The sequence below is a fragment of the Marinobacter salinisoli genome, from assembly GCF_017301335.1.
In the GTDB taxonomy this organism is placed as follows: Bacteria; Pseudomonadota; Gammaproteobacteria; order Pseudomonadales; family Oleiphilaceae; genus Marinobacter; species Marinobacter salinisoli.
The window spans coordinates 1,416,335-1,431,445 of sequence record NZ_CP071247.1 but is presented as its reverse complement, the minus strand read 5'-3'; the positions used below and the strand labels follow the sequence as shown (position 1 = coordinate 1,431,445).

At 60.4% G+C, this 15,111-nt stretch carries 15 protein-coding genes; 3 read left to right on the top strand and 12 right to left on the bottom strand.

What is annotated here, in order from left to right:
• The first annotated feature begins 47 nt into the window (after window positions 1–47).
• From LPB19_RS06540 to glnG, 3 genes are all read left to right on the top strand, one after another.
• Complete coding sequence (locus tag LPB19_RS06540) at window positions 48–581, top strand: DUF4124 domain-containing protein (protein ID WP_206645268.1); 534 nt, start codon at window positions 48–50, stop codon at window positions 579–581.
• A 246-nt stretch (window positions 582–827) separates the two neighbouring features.
• Complete coding sequence (gene glnL, locus LPB19_RS06535; RefSeq protein WP_206645267.1) at window positions 828–1,922, top strand: nitrogen regulation protein NR(II); 1,095 nt, start codon at window positions 828–830, stop codon at window positions 1,920–1,922.
• Entirely contained in the window at window positions 1,919–3,346 is a 1,428-nt protein-coding gene (glnG, locus tag LPB19_RS06530) for a nitrogen regulation protein NR(I) (protein ID WP_206645266.1), read from the top strand. The genes glnL and glnG overlap by 4 nt, the downstream gene beginning before the upstream one ends.
• Here glnG and LPB19_RS06525 read toward each other — a convergent pair.
• The 12 genes from LPB19_RS06525 to LPB19_RS06470 form a co-directional block, all read right to left on the bottom strand.
• Window positions 3,343–6,330, bottom strand: coding sequence for a DUF6701 domain-containing protein (locus LPB19_RS06525; RefSeq protein WP_206645265.1), 2,988 nt, complete (start codon window positions 6,328–6,330; stop codon window positions 3,343–3,345). The two genes, glnG and LPB19_RS06525, sit on opposite strands and share 4 nt — an antisense overlap.
• Entirely contained in the window at window positions 6,327–6,740 is a 414-nt protein-coding gene (locus LPB19_RS06520; RefSeq protein ID WP_206645264.1) for a hypothetical protein, read from the bottom strand. The genes LPB19_RS06525 and LPB19_RS06520 overlap by 4 nt, the downstream gene beginning before the upstream one ends.
• The gene (locus LPB19_RS06515; protein WP_206645263.1) at window positions 6,730–7,515 is read right to left on the bottom strand and encodes a pilus assembly FimT family protein; all 786 of its coding nucleotides are present in this window, start codon (window positions 7,513–7,515) and stop codon (window positions 6,730–6,732) included. The genes LPB19_RS06520 and LPB19_RS06515 overlap by 11 nt, the downstream gene beginning before the upstream one ends.
• A complete protein-coding gene (locus LPB19_RS06510) occupies window positions 7,515–8,003 on the bottom strand; it encodes a prepilin-type N-terminal cleavage/methylation domain-containing protein (protein ID WP_206645262.1) in 489 nt (162 codons plus the stop codon). Before LPB19_RS06510 ends, LPB19_RS06515 begins: the two co-directional genes overlap by 1 nt.
• On the bottom strand, window positions 8,000–8,452 hold the full coding sequence (locus LPB19_RS06505; RefSeq protein ID WP_206645261.1) for a type II secretion system protein: 453 nt from the start codon (window positions 8,450–8,452) through the stop codon (window positions 8,000–8,002). The genes LPB19_RS06510 and LPB19_RS06505 overlap by 4 nt, the downstream gene beginning before the upstream one ends.
• A 98-nt stretch (window positions 8,453–8,550) precedes the next feature.
• Window positions 8,551–9,012, bottom strand: coding sequence for a type IV pilin protein (locus tag LPB19_RS17160; protein WP_206645260.1), 462 nt, complete (start codon window positions 9,010–9,012; stop codon window positions 8,551–8,553).
• Window positions 9,013–9,047: 35 nt separating this feature from the next.
• The gene (locus LPB19_RS17155) at window positions 9,048–9,557 is read right to left on the bottom strand and encodes a prepilin-type N-terminal cleavage/methylation domain-containing protein (protein WP_206645259.1); all 510 of its coding nucleotides are present in this window, start codon (window positions 9,555–9,557) and stop codon (window positions 9,048–9,050) included.
• The gene (locus LPB19_RS06490; RefSeq protein ID WP_228289233.1) at window positions 9,554–10,162 is read right to left on the bottom strand and encodes a hypothetical protein; all 609 of its coding nucleotides are present in this window, start codon (window positions 10,160–10,162) and stop codon (window positions 9,554–9,556) included. Before LPB19_RS06490 ends, LPB19_RS17155 begins: the two co-directional genes overlap by 4 nt.
• Window positions 10,163–10,168: 6 nt before the next feature.
• Window positions 10,169–11,398: a type II secretion system F family protein gene (locus LPB19_RS06485; protein ID WP_206645258.1), complete on the bottom strand. Its 1,230-nt coding sequence runs from the start codon at window positions 11,396–11,398 to the stop codon at window positions 10,169–10,171.
• Window positions 11,398–13,167, bottom strand: coding sequence for a GspE/PulE family protein (locus LPB19_RS06480; protein ID WP_206645257.1), 1,770 nt, complete (start codon window positions 13,165–13,167; stop codon window positions 11,398–11,400). The genes LPB19_RS06485 and LPB19_RS06480 overlap by 1 nt, the downstream gene beginning before the upstream one ends.
• A 2-nt stretch (window positions 13,168–13,169) precedes the next feature.
• A complete protein-coding gene (locus LPB19_RS06475; protein ID WP_228289232.1) occupies window positions 13,170–14,273 on the bottom strand; it encodes a hypothetical protein in 1,104 nt (367 codons plus the stop codon).
• Window positions 14,270–15,109 (bottom strand): ExeA family protein, encoded by an 840-nt coding sequence (locus tag LPB19_RS06470; protein WP_206645255.1) that lies wholly within the window; start codon window positions 15,107–15,109, stop codon window positions 14,270–14,272. Before LPB19_RS06470 ends, LPB19_RS06475 begins: the two co-directional genes overlap by 4 nt.
• Window positions 15,110–15,111: the final 2 nt, after the last annotated feature.

Sequence of the window (15,111 nt, the reverse complement as noted above, 5' to 3'; positions counted from 1 at the left end):
TCATGCGCCGCCGATAATCGCTAAAAACCACGACAACAGGTGCAGTTATGAAACCGAGGACCGGATTGCTCGCCGCCCTTATCCTGGCCAGTGCTTCCGCCAGCGCGGAGGTTTATCGAAATGTTGATGCCTATGGCAACGTCACCTATTCCGATGAGCCATCCGAAGGCGCAGAGGCCATTGAAGTCAAACCGGTTACCACGGTCACCCTGCCCAAACCCCAAAATGTCCGGGAAACCGATAAACTTCGCGAAGAGGTGCAACGTGAGGGCTCGGTCTATGAGAGCGTGTCTTTCGTCCACCCGCAGAATAACCAGGCATTTCACAGCGGCGGCGGCGAGGTGCGATTTGAAGTCAGCAGCACCCCAGGCCTGCAGTCCGGCCACAAATACGAAGTGACCCTGGATGGCCAACCGATCGGCCAGACCACCTCTGGTACGGTGGCGGTCAATAACGTGAACCGGGGCACCCACGACGCCCGCGTTCACATCGTGGATGAAAACGGTGTCCAGGTAAAAACGGGCCCAGCCATCAGCTTCACCGTCCACCGCCCATCCGTGAAGCCATCACCGAGAAACTAACTCTCGCACCATTTTTGTGCATCTGCACCACAAAAAAGCCATACTCTGATCAGCAACAGGGCGCCACAGGCCCGCTGATCAGGGTAAATCCGACATTCTGCACCAGCTTACGGCACTGATACCCCGCTTTTCCGGTTTTTATCGGCGTGCCGCCCTGTCTTTTTCCTCGAGAGCTCAAACTGGTTCGCTTCTTGCAATCTATTGAACATCTCTAAAACAAACCAGGTCGGACAACGGGATTCCTGCATGGCACTGTCCAAGGCCAGTACATCAAGCTACAAGAGCATTCTCGACAGCCTCTCAACCGCAGTGCTGGTACTCGGTGAAAACCTCCGGGTCCGCTACTTCAATCCGGCCGCCGAGAGCCTGTTCGAAACCAGCATGACCCGCTGCTTTAACCAGCCCTTCAGCTCCATACTCACGGATTCTGAAGACGCGCTGGAAACCCTTTACGCAGCGCTGGAGAACGGCCAGTCCTATACCCGCCGGGAGGCCGCGTTCACACTGTCCAGTGGATACCGGCTGACCGCGGATTATTCGGTCACGCCGGTAAGCCTGGAGCCCACAGAACTGCTGATGGAAATCCAGCCCCGTGACCGACTGCTGCGAATCACCCGGGAAGAGGACATCATTTCCCAACAGGAAACCACGCGCATTCTGGTTCGCGGCATGGCTCATGAAATCAAGAATCCGCTCGGCGGGATACGGGGAGCGGCGCAGTTGCTCGACCGCGAACTCAATGACGAAGACCAGCGGGAGTACACCCGCGTGATTATTGACGAGGCCGATCGCCTGCGCAGTCTGGTCGACCGCATGCTTGGTCCCAACAAGGCGCTGAAGCTGGCGCCCACCAACATTCACGAAGTACTGGAACGGGTCGGCACCCTGCTGGAGGCCGAAAGCAAAGGCCGCCTCCGGTTCCGCCGCGACTATGACCCCAGCATTCCGGAATTCCCCGGCGATAAAGAGCAACTGATTCAGGCGTTCCTGAACATTGCCCGCAACGCCATGGAAGCGGCTTTCGAAAACCAATCGGGGCACAGTGACGGCGAGCCGCCCACCATTACTTTCCGCACCCGGGCACTGCGCCAGTTCACCATTGGCAATCGTCGCCATCGGCTGGTGTGCCGAGTCAACGTGATTGACAACGGGCCCGGCATCCCGCCGGAGCTCCTGCAAAATATCTTCTACCCAATGATCAGCGGGCGGGCGAGCGGCACAGGCCTGGGCTTGTCCATCACCCAAAGCATCATTGGTCAACATCATGGTCTGGTTGAGTGCGATAGCGAACCCGGCCAGACAGACTTCACCATCTTCCTGCCTCTGGAGGACACCCCATGAGCCAACCGGCTAACGTCTGGATCATTGACGACGACCGGAGCATTCGCTGGGTGCTGGAACGCGCCCTCAATCAAGCCGGCATGCAACCCCGGGTCTTTGACAGCGGCGAGGGCATCACCACCCGCCTGCAGCATGAAGAACCCGATGCGGTAATCAGCGACATCCGCATGCCCGGTGTTGATGGCATTACGCTGCTGTCCGACATTGTCGCCAGCCATCCGGACGTGCCGGTCATCATCATGACCGCCCATTCCGACCTGGAAAGCGCGGTAACCAGCTACCAGACCGGTGCCTTTGAATACCTGCCCAAGCCGTTCGACGTGGACGACGCTGTGGCTCTGGTCAAACGCGCGGTTGCCCACAGCCACGAGAAAAAGGCCACTACCGAACAGCCGGCGGAAAACCTTCAGCGTAACACCGAAATCATCGGTGAAGCGCCCGCCATGCAGGAAGTCTTCCGGGCCATTGGCCGACTGTCCCACTCCAACATCACGGTGCTGATCAATGGTGAAAGTGGCACCGGGAAGGAGCTGGTAGCGCAGGCGCTGCATAACCATAGCCCCAGGGCCAAGCATCCGTTCATTGCCCTGAACATGGCCGCTATTCCAAAGGATCTGATCGAATCGGAACTGTTCGGCCACGAGAAAGGCGCCTTCACCGGCGCCGGCGCAGCCAGGCAGGGGCGTTTTGAGCAGGCCAATGGCGGCACATTGTTCCTGGACGAAATCGGCGACATGCCAGCTGACACCCAGACCCGGCTTCTGCGGGTACTGGCGGATGGCGAGTTTTATCGGGTCGGTGGTACCACGCCCATCAAAGTCGACGTGCGTATCATTGCCGCCACCCACCAGAATCTGGAAAAGCTGGTGGACGCCGGTTCTTTCCGGGAAGACCTGTTCCACCGCCTGAACGTTATTCGGGTGCACCTGCCCAAGCTGGCCGAGCGTCGGGAAGATATTCCACGGCTCATGCAGCACTTTTTGAAGCGCGCGGCAAAGGAACTGACGGTCGAGTCAAAGATCCTGCGCCCGGACGCCGAAGAATACCTGTCCACCCTGCCCTGGCCGGGCAACGTCCGCCAGCTGGAGAACACCTGCCGCTGGCTGACCGTGATGGCCAGCGGGCGGGAAATCCACATTGACGATCTTCCGCCAGAGCTGCTGCATCAGGCCGAAACGCCAACCGTGGGTGCCACCTGGCAGGAAGGTCTGCGCAACTGGGCCGAGCAGGAACTGAAGCGGGGCAAGAAAGGCATTCTGGATACTGCGGTGCCCGAATTCGAGAAGATCATGATCGAAACCGCCCTGAAACACACCGGCGGGCGCCGTCGCGATGCCTCAATTCTGCTGGGCTGGGGTCGTAACACCCTGACCCGCAAAATCAACGAACTGGGCATGGATCATCCCGAGCACGAAGAAGACTAGCGCTCCTGCCAGAAAATAACCCGGTCGTGCCCGCGGTAGACCCCAAAGGTCGCCAGGCCGACCGGATCCTCCAGAACTCCGTCGCCGTTCCAGTCATCCTCAAACCAAGCCGACACATCCCAGGCCAGCACATCGGTTCCCTGACTTCCATTGGGCTGGAGACTCAGTGGGCCACCGGTACCACCCGCGAGCGCCCCGCTGTCTGCCGACAAGGCGTGATACACCTCCGGATCGGTGATGCTCGCCGTGCTCCATGCGGAACACCCGTCATCCCCATGCTCAACAAACCGGCTGCCGTTCCAGACCTCTGCCCGGAACGGCATCGACAGCGACGAGACATTCTCCGGCCCGTAGACATTCTCCAGGTGCCAGCGACCATAACGAATTTCCAGGGGCGCCAAGGGAGTAACCTGGACCGGCGCTGCCGGGGCCGTGACACCGTCGCTGTCGGTCACCCCGGAGATCGTGATCGTCAGGTCTGGTGAGAACGGTGCAACCTTCGTATCGGTCGATTTGTCGTAAACAACGGTGTCCGTGCTGGCGAAGGTGTAGACCAGCTCACCCGAGGGCAAGTCTGACAAATTACCCGGATCAAGGGATGCGGTTACGGGATGCAGGACGCCCGAAAGGCTGGCCTGGTTGTTGTCCGCCACCGGCACATTGCGGCTGACACCGGACTCCGCCAGTTTCATGAAACCTGGCGCGGTATAGTTCCGGGTCACGTAGTTGCCGGGCCCCATGGGCGCAATCGTAATTTCCGGCATCAGATTCCAGAACAGGTCTTGCCCGGTGTAGGTAAAGGGCGATCCGGTACTGCAGAACGACGCCAGCTCACCCGGCGCCACCGACAACTCGAAGCGGTCGGGAATGAACCGGCCAACATTAGCGGAAACCCCCTGAACCGGCGGCGTTACGCCAAGATAGGAAGCGTTGTTCGCAGCCAGGGTGATAATCCCGACTTCGTTCCAGCTCACACCACCAACGACAACCTGACCGTTACTGAACTGCGAACCTGACACATCTCCAGCGCCGGATAGCGGCCCGCTCACGCCGCCTGCCGGCTGAACGAGGGCGTGGCTGAACTCAGCGCCCTGAGGTGTGCCTTCCCGCCCGTAACTGGGTAACGGTGTCCCCTTCGCCCCAACAGCAGAAAGCTGCACGTCAAACGCCCCGCCCGCAGCCCGGAATACCGGTCCGGACGCATCGCTGGCAGACGGATTACCCGATACGGACAGCTCGAACCGGTCCGGCCGGACCGTCCACAGTGCACTGATACCCGACACGGGCAATGGATTGCCCGAGACATCCTGAACAATCCCCGAGGTGTCATCCAACAAGTTCAGCCGGTATTGGCCAACATCAGCAGTCACCAGTGAGAACGGTGCTGCACCGGCATTGAACGTCAGCGACAGGTTGTTCGATGCGGGCAACCCATCCCCTGCAGCCGTGGCGCCCGTACCATTATTCAGGTCCGGCGCGTTTCCACCGGGATCCTCTCCGGTTCGGGACAGCCAGGCTTTGAGGTCGATGCTGCCGTCGTAGTCCGGGATCAGTCCACACTCGCCATCGACAGGATCACGTCGAACCGCCCGGGCCACGAAGGAATGCTCACGCTCTGCCACAATATCCAGGCCATTGGGGTCTACGCTATCGATCAGGATCGCGTTTTCGAGAAACTGAATGGGTGCCGAGCGCCCTTGCTGCCCGTCGGCGGAATCGGTGACGGCGATCGTGATTTCGTCGGCGGTGGCGTTGGCGAGGGCTAAAGAAACGGTGCCATTATCGGTACTGGCAAACTGATAATTCGCGGATCCATCGTTGTCCGTATCCGGGGTCGGCGTCAAAGAACCTGCAGGCGCATCCGATGCCCCGGCCGACCAGTTGCCGCTGCCAGAGCTGGTCTGAAGAGAAACCAAACCAGCATAGTCGGTGACGACATCTCCCTGCTGATCAAGCGCACGAATAGTCACCTCCAGCGGCGCGCACACACTCGCGGTTTGCGCTGCGCTCACCTCGAAGCTATCCAGCCGGTTTGTTACAGGAAGAATTGTCGCGATGCCAGCCTGGCTGGCGAAGGTCCCGAACTGCGAGCCATCTGAGGTTCGGGGGTTACTCAGACTCACAAAAAACTCCGTTTCATTCGGGTTCGCGGAATTCAGGGTTTGGACATTCAAGGTGGCCTGGCTGGCTCCGGCGGCGATCCGAATTGTCCCGGCCGCCCCAGAGTAATCCTGACCGGCTGTTGCCGAGAGATCCCGGGTCTCGAAATCAATCAGGACATCCGAAGCCTGACTGGCATCGAGGGTTATGGTGAAGACGGCAACCTCCCCCTGGAACACTGCAATGTTGTCGATACTGATACCGGGGCCCGACACACCCTCATCATTGGTATCGCCCTCGGTGTCTTTGCCGTCAGAAGCACCTTCACTCAAAGACCAATCACCGTTGCCGTCGGGCTGGCGACGTGCATACTTGCCGCTCTCGCCCCCGACAAGGCTCAACCGCGTGTCGTAGGGCAATGGCGCCGGGTCCGAGGAACAGGTCGGGTCCTCGGAGGCACTGACTGAGTTCCCGACACGAACGTAATCGATGGTCTGGCCACTGGCATCCGAGAGTCTGACATCCATACCGGCAAGGTTGATTGATGCTGCACCCAGATCGTTGGCGTCCATTACCAGCCAAGGCTGGGAGTCTTTGGACGCCAGGGAAACAGACCGCAGGCCGCTGCAGCTCAGTGCCTCTTTCTTGGTCAACGCACAAAACTCTAACTGCCAAGCATCTGACGTCGAGGACGCAATACCCGATGACAGAAGCTTGAGCTCGATAAACCCATCCTGTTCGGATATCTCGTTAATCGTGGCCAATCCCGCATAGGGCGAGCAGGCCGCTCGCACCAGCTGGGGCAGTATGAGCAAGAGCAACGCGGAGGCGAGAACGGTAAGGCGCCCCGTAAAGAAACCACGGTCAGGCCTGAACAGTGTCATCGAACCTTTACCTCCACCACACGGCGGGCCTGATCCAGCCCGGCCCCGCACTGAGCCGCACTGGTTAACGTAAACACCGGCTGAGGGCTACCGGAACCCTGCAGGTCCGCCAGCACCGATTCACATGAAACCACCGCCTGACAGCCGGCAAGCCCGGCAGAAGCGAAAGTCTTGGGGGACGTGAGTCCGCTACAATCGTTGGCGTCCAGCACCTCGCGCACGCCAACCTGGGCACCGCTTTCGGCGCTGAACAAAGCCCGCTGGGACTGTATCTGCAGGCTCACCGCTTCGGCACTGCCTTGTTGCAGCTGCGCCATCACGACCACTAGCAATGCCAGCACGGTAATAACAAAAATCGCCACCGGCAGTCCGGCGCCAGACTGCTTTTTGAGGGAAAACTCAGGGCACATTACGAATCTGCACCTCCTGGCTGACGCTGGTGATCTCTCCCGTCTGATCACTTTGCAGCTGGAACCGGAACGCGACCACGCCGTTGCGCTGCAGGGTGGGAGGCACCACCTCAAAATCTAACGAGTTGGGTACCAGCCCGGCAGCCAGCACTTCGCGGTTGGGTGCGCTGGCAGGCAAACTGGAAGCCACCGCGGGCTGGATGCCGTAGTTGCGATAGCGGAACAGGTACTGCCCTTGCTGGCAGAGGGTTCTGGGGTCCTCAATCACAAAGAACTTGCGCGCCGGCGACTGGGCCGAAAATCGGTGGCTGACGCCGCCAGCAAAGCTCACCGTGACCGGCGACGCACCGGTGGGCAAGGTGGCCGGTGGGGAGACCGGGCCGGGACTGGCCACCGAATACAGGTTGCTGCCGTAACCATACACCACGATCCGCCCCGCGGCGGTTTCGCCGCCAGCCAGCGGCACCGCCTCAAACGAGGTCGGGCTGGCACCTCTGGGTAGCGACAGATAGTTGGACGCCGCCACCAGTGGCATCCACTCGATACAGGACCCGTCGCCATTGACACGCACCGACCCCGGCAACGCTTCCCGCAGAACCCGGCTCACCTGCTCACTCAATACCACACCGGTAAACGAGCGTAGCTGGCGCGAGCCCACGTCGATGGCGCCCTGGGTGGAAAGCGCGACAAACCGCACGGAGATGGTGGCGACGATCGCCAGCAGAACGATCACCATGATCAGCTCGATGAGCGTGAAGCCATTCGTCCGACGCATCAGAAATTGGCCTTGTAGGCGGAAAACACGAAATCCCGGTTATCCGGTGCAGTCACCACCAGATCAATACGCTTGGCCTGGGAAGCGGGCAGCCCGACTTCGGCGCCGGCACAGCTCACCGATACCTGCACGGCAAACCCGTTGTAGCCGGTCAGGTTACTGAGCGCGCTGGCAGGTGGTGCATCATTCAGGCCGTGGTAGTCATCCACGTCATCAAAGGTGGGCCGGGTTTCAGCTCCATCCACGCCGATGCTGCAGGCCCCACTGTAACGGGGCACGCCCCCCTGGGGCGTCTGCTCATCGTATTTGCGCATCAGGATTTCATCCATATACAGCTGGGCCAGCGCCACCGCCCGCGTTTCGTTGAGCGGGTCGGCACTGCGGCCGGAAATCAGCGAAAACGCGCCGACCACGCCGGCAATGGCAATACTGATAATCACGATCGTGATGACCAGCTCCACCAGCGTCGCGCCCTGCGCCCGCCTCACGGCAGACACCCCCCGGAGTAAACCGCCCCGAGTGAGCTGACGCAGGTTTGGTAGGTGCTGTCGCCTGAGAACGTTAGATTGGTGCTGGCGCCGGTGGCAACCCCACCCTGGCTGTTGAAAGAGAGCGTCAAGGGAAGAGCGACTCCGGACAGACTGGTTCCGGCACGCTCGACACTGAAGGTGCGGGCCTCCGGCGAACCGGCACCCACGGTAAATCGAAAGGACTCCGCCGTCTGCTCAACGGTGAGCGTACCGGCGGAGTTGCCCGCCAGCGCTGCCTGCTGGGCAAGCAGCGTGGCGGAGGCGAGTTGCTGGGTGGCGAGGAGTGGGGAGAAGGCTGATCTGCTTACGAACAAGCTACTACCTAGAACAGATAGAACTCCCACTGTGGCGATAACTACGACCAACTCCACGAGAGTGTATCCACTGTTCGTTCGGTCATCGCGCATGTAGCTTCTCACCCCATTCATGGGTCGAACTGCCCGCTCAGCCGAACAACCCCAAATAGAAGTCCAGCCTGTAAAGCAACCGCACTCAACGAAACCAATTACTCACAAGTATCGTTAATCGTCGAGACGATTCCGGTGAGCTCCGAATAACTAAAGCTGCAATTAGGAACAACAGTAGTGCCATCTGAACCCAACAAAGAGACCGTTACCGCATTAGAAGCTTCGGCCCCAACCTGAAACTCCGCACTCAGCTGAGCAGCAGCTCCGATGCCACCAGTTGTAGCCGTTGGATAGCCGTTAGTTGTGTCCATATCTACGGATTGACCATCCAAAGATACCGTTCCTGCAGAATTGCCGTCTGCGATCCATCGTGCGTGGGCAATAGATGCAGCCGAGCGGACCGAACCTGCCGCACCATTGATAGCAGCCGTTCGCGCATCAGTGCCAAAATCCGCAAACCGCGGTAGTGCGAATGCCGCCAGGATGCCCAGAATTACAATCACCATCACCAGCTCGATGAGAGTGAAACCTTGCTCTTTTCTAGTTGCCATTGCTTTCATGGTACTTCTCCATTTGTCCCAGGGACGTTTTCGACTTATAGGTTGTTCGTTACGTCGCCATTGGTGGCGTTGTAGCTGATTGCAGTAGTGCCGCCGTCCAGTTGATAGGCATAGGTGCACGTACCACTGGATGCGTTCGCCAGGTAGTCACTACCAATAGCGGTAGCAACAGACGGAGCGCTGGCCTGAAGGAGTCCCTCCCACACTTCGACACACTCAGCCGCAGTCAAGGTCGCAGGATCGGTGTTACCGGAAGTACTCACCGCCCAACCATTTGCGCTAACGTCAATAGTGTCATTGCCAAAACCGGCCACGTTCGCAGTGGCAACAGTCAATCCATTAGAGACCCACTGCGTCTTAGCCAGCGCCACTCCAGCTGCAAGAGCTCCGGTAGTTGCCTCAACACTGGAGTCATGAGCCTGCTGTGAAAGCTGGGCAAATCGTGGCAAGGCAAATGCCGCCAGAATTGCCAGAATGGCGATCACTACCACCAGTTCGATCAGTGTGAAGCCTTTGTTTTGCTTCGGTTCGGAATACTGCGTCATATCTCAGCCTTGCTTCCTTTGTATGTCTCAGATACCACCCGGTTGCTACCGGGGTGTGCGTCTCCTTCCAACGACACCGGGACCAAGATCAACCCGGTTAATCGCTCAGAGTTCTCTCGCCGACCGTTGCCATTGCGGTCGACAAAATCAGTTGCAACCCGCCACGCCAGGGGAGCTGCCCCTAATGCCCGACGTCCTGCGACGGTTATCGGCTGATTCGGGTTATAAATTAACCATCCTTTCACCCTCAAAACCGTTTCTTTTTGTTGTTCAGCCCGAAAACACCAGTCCCCGGGTTTGGGCCCGCCATCCTGACAGAGCCCCTGGTAGTTGTGCCACTGGTGCCGAAGCCATCCAAACGGATTGCTCCCCGTCAGGTCCTCCAGCCGCTCAGCCCGGTTCAACATGGCTTCGGCGCCGCGAATCATCAGCGCCGCCTGCAGCTGGCTGATGACCATGTTGGCCGCCCTCTCTTCGGCTTTCTGTATCTCCCGCTCCAGTGCATCCAGCGTGAACCACAGCAGCGGAGCAACCACCATCAGTACGATCGCCAGCCGCAACTTGCGCATCAGCGCCAGCGAATCGCCCGAAGGCAGTTGCTTCACCGGCTGTCAGCCCCGCCCCATGGCGGCGGCGCCCAGATCCCAGATCGGCAGGAAAACCCCCAGCGCCAGGATCAGTACGAGGATGCCCATGGCTACGATCAAAATGGGTTCGATGGATTCGGCCAGTCGCTTCAGGCCGTAATCCACGTCTTCGTCATAGAAATCCGCCACGTTGTTCAGCATCTCATCCACCGAGCCTGTCTCCTCGCCGACTGCGATCATCTGCAGAATCAGCGGCGTAAACATCTGGCTCTGGCGAGCCGTGCGGAGCAGGCTCTCACCGCGCTCGATACCGGCTCGCATTTCCTTGATGTGGCGGGAAATCCAGGCGTTGTCTGCAGCATCGGACACCACGGTCAGGGCGTGGGTCACCGGCATGCCCGCCGACAGCATGCTGGCGAAGTTGCGGGCAAAGCGGCTCAGTGTGATCAACTCCAGGAGCGGACCAATGATGGGCACCCGCAGCTTGTAGCGGTCCCAGGTCAGGCGGCCCTGCGGCGTCTGTTTCCATTGCCGCAGCAACACTGCGCTGGCGGCCACGGCAAACAGGCCGATGTACCAGTAGTTGAGCAGGAAGCTGGAGGTGCCAACGAGCAGCTGGGTAAGAAACGGCAGATCCGCGCCCAGTTTGGCAAACACCGCGGAAAATTTGGGAATCACCAGGAAGTTCACCACCATCAGGGCGGACAGCAGGGCAACCACCACAAACGTGGGGTAACGCAACGCCTGTTTCATCCGGCGTTTGGTGTCCCGCTCAAGTTCCAGGATTTCGGACAAACGCCGGAACGCGTCATCGAGCATGCCGGTGTTTTCGCCCACGTGGATCATGGCGATGAACAACTCCGAAAATACCTTTGGATGAGCCTGCATCGCAGTGGCCATCGTGGTGCCACCTTCCAGCCTGCTGGTCACATCGTTCAGCACGTCTGCCAGCGCCGCCGATCGTGTGGTCTCCGCCAGGCCTCGCATGGTCCGGATGATGGGTATGCCGGCCTTTGTCAGCGCATGCATTTGCCGGCAGAACACAATCAGTTCATCCAGTGTGATCTTCTGGCGGAACATGGGCATGGCACCCAACCGCTCACTGAACGAGGCCTGATCGTGCTGTTCTTCAATGGCCAGCGGCGTGATACCCCGGCGCATCAGTTCGGTGGCGGCCGCGTCCGCGCTGGCCGCTGCAATGGCGCCCTGCTGGGTAATACCGCGACTGTCCTTGCCCCGATAACTGAATTGCATCAGACGCTGCCCTCTTCCACGGCCAGATCGGCAAGAGTCTTCTTCGCCTTACCGGTGAAGTCTGCGTCTAACGTTGCTGCCACCCGGGCCACTTCCTCAAGGGTAGTCACGCCGCCCAGGGCGTAGTCCATGGCGCACTGCCCCAGTGGGCGGTAACTATTGCCCAGCCGGGCGGCGCGGGTGAAGGCGGCGACGTCCTTCCGCCGCAGTGCGTCCAGCATCGGCTCGTTCATTTCCAGCAGTTCATAAACACCCACCCGGCCCTTGTAACCCGTGTTGCTGCACTGGTAACAACCGCGTCCCTTAACGAACCCGGCAGCCAGATCGAGGGGGTCGAGGTGGAAGCTGTCGAGCCAGATCCGCTCCTGCTCCGTCGGCTCATAGGCTTCGGCGCAGTTATCGCAGACCCGGCGGACCAGGCGCTGGGCGACCACGCCGAGCAAGGAGCTGGCCACCAGGAACGGCTCGGCGCCCATGTCGATCAAACGCATGGCACTGCTGATGGAATCGTTGGTGTGCAGGGTCGAGAGCACCAGGTGGCCGGTCATGGCGGCGCGCAGACCAATCTCGACGGTTTCCCGGTCCCGCATCTCGCCGACCAGGATCACATCCGGGTCCTGTCGCAGGGCCGCCCGCAAGACCCCGGCAAATTCCAGCCCGATCTTCGGGTTCACCTGCACCTGTGTGATCCGGGGCAGACGGTATTCCACCGGGTCTTCGGCGGTGATGATCTTGACCTCGGGACGGTTGAGTTCGCTCAGCGCTCCGTACAGGGTGGTCGTCTTACCACTCCCGGTGGGGCCAGTGACAAGAATCATGCCGTGGGGCTTGTGGATCATGCGCCGGAAACGCTCCAAAAGGTCCGCCGGCATGCCGGTGCCATTCAGGTTGAGCATGCCCTGACTCTGATCCAGCAGACGCATCACGACGGACTCGCCATACTGCACTGGCATGGTGGAGACGCGCACGTCAATGCTGCGGCCTTTGACCCGGATGTTAAACCGGCCATCCTGCGGCAGGCGTTTCTCGGAAATGTTCAGGCCAGCCATCAGCTTCAGGCGAAGCACCAGGGCAGCGTTCACCTTCTTTTCCTTCATCACCTGTTCTTGCAGCACACCGTCCACCCGCTGACGAATCCGAACCACCGCTTCATCGGGTTCGATGTGGATGTCGGAGCTGCGGGCCTGAACCGCATCTTCGAACAGGGTCTGCAACAGCTTGACCACCGGCGCTTCGGCGCTTTCGGACTCGGCCGACAAGTCGGCCAGGTCGAAGGCATCGTCGCCCAGTTCGTCTTCCAGTTCTTCCGCCAGCGACGCGATTTCATCGGTACGGCGGTACACCAGGTCCAGGGTACTGAGCAACTCGCTTTCGCGCACCACCGCCTGCCGGATCGGCTGTTTGAGAATCCGCACCAGCTCGTCATAGGCGAAGATGTCCAGCGGGTCGGCCATGCCGATCAGCAGCTCACCCCCCTGCTCCGCCAGCACAATACTGCGGAACCGGCGGGCCATGGCCTCGGGCAGCTTTTTAACCAGTTCACTGTTGAACTGATAGTGCCGCAACTGGACAAATGGCACCTCCAGCTGACGCGACAGGATGTTGAGCAGGTTGTCCTCATCCACATAGCCCAGATCAATCAGGGTGCGGCCCAGTTTCCGGCCGGTGTTCTTTTGCTCCCGCAAGGCGGTCATCAACTGCTGTTCAGTGATGACATCGTTCTGAACCAGCAGGTCGCCAATACGAATTTTCTTTTTCGGTTCAGTCATGCCTATCCTGCCTGCAGTGTTTCCAGCCGTTCACGAACATAATCCGACAGCGAGCGCGACAAGCCTGGCAACTGGGCGGCCTGGCCGTAGGCACGGGCCGCGCTGGCCAACTCACCCCGGGATTCAAGGGCAATGGCCAGCCCGACCCACCAGGCCGGGCGGCTGTCGTCAACGGAAATCAGGGCGGTCCAGTGCTGTGCAGCCGAGTCTGCATCCCCGGCCTGTTGTAACAAGGTGGCCAGGGTGACCCGGTATTCAATGTATTCCCGAACCGGTGGAACGTGCTGGCGCAGCGCGGTGACGGCAGCCGCAAGATCACCGGTGGTCAGCAAAGCCCTTGCCCTGAGCAGGCGCAGAGCGGGGTAAGCGCTGACGTCCGATTCACCCAGCCAGCGCAAGGCCCGATCCGGTTGCTGTTGCACCAGCATCGCCCGGGCAAACACCTCCCGGCTGGCCGGAGCCGCCTGTCTGGCCGTCAGAGCCACCAGTTGCTGCTCGGCAACACGGGAATCCCCCGCACGCAACAAGCGCTCAAGCGTCTGGCTGGTTCTCTGATCAACGGCTTCAGGCGTCTCACGGAGCTGTTTGACCGCCGGCTGGGGCGCCAATTCGCTCTGCTTCGCGAGCACCGGTTCCGGTGACGGCTCAGGCTTCGCTTTGCTTGCTTCAACTACAGGCTGGGGCTTGGCCGGCTCAGGACGTTCAGCAACCTGAGGCGCCGCCGAGGCGGTTCCGACGGCCCGCCTTGGATTTTCTTCCGAGGCGGAGTGAGGGTCTGCCTTGGTAGCGGTGTTCGACGCGGGCTCTGCCGAAGCGACCGCGGTCTCGGCGAGCGTTCGCTCAGGCGCCAACGGTGCCGCTGGCGCTGGCTCGGGCACCTGCGGTGCTTCCACGGGAGACAGTTGTTCGGCCTGGTCCGGCGCCGGGGCATCACGCTCCAGCAACACATAACCGGCCACCGCCAGCATCAACACACCACCTGCCAGCGCGGGCAAACGCCACCGGCGAGAACGCTGGCCGGCGTGCTGGCCTGTATAGGCATCAACGCCCTGCGGACGGTTCTGGCGCTGCTCGGCGGCACGCAAGGCATCATTCAGCAAGCTCATAACCACCTCGCCAGTAAACCCGGTGCCCGGACACTTTCGGTATCGCGAATGGCACGAAGCACATGGCCACGGCCTATTGCCCGGTCGCCCAGTCCCCACGCCGCCAGCATGGACTTGTGGGCCAGAATGTTAACCAGCCGGGGAATGCCGCCGGAGGCCCGGGTGATCAGGCGCAACGCGCCCGCAGAAAACAGCTCCGGGCCGTTATAGCCGGCCTGGGATACCCGGTGACGCAAATACTGGGCAACAGAATCCCGGGTCAGCGGCAGCAGCCGATAATGGAAGGTAATTCGCTGCCGCAACTGACGCAGGCTGTCTTTTTCCAGCAGCGTGTCCAGTTCCGGCTGGCCGAACAGCACCACCTGCAGCAGACGGGTACTCTCGGTTTCCAGATTGGTCAACAGCCTTAACGCCTCGATGGTGTCTTCCGGCATGGCCTGGGCCTCGTCAATCACCAGCACCACGGGCTTCCGCTCCATGGCCAGATCAATCAGGGCCGCGTTCAGCGCCTTCAGGACCTGATGGGTATTGGCGCACTCGGACACCGCAACCCCCAACTCCTCAGCCACGGCCTCGTACAGGGCATCGGGGGACAAATGCGGGTTTGGCAGATAAGCCGTGCGGGCTTTGCTGTCCAGTTCGTTGAGCAGTAAGCGACACAACAGGGTTTTGCCGGTACCGACTTCACCGGTGATCTTGATAAAGCCTTCCCGTTCACTCAGCGCGACCAGCAGCAATTCCAGCGCGTCCCCATGGCTGGGGGCACGCAGAAAGTAGCGTGTGTTGGGCGTCAATGCGAACGGTGCTTCCTGCAGTCCGAAATGCGATTCGTACATAG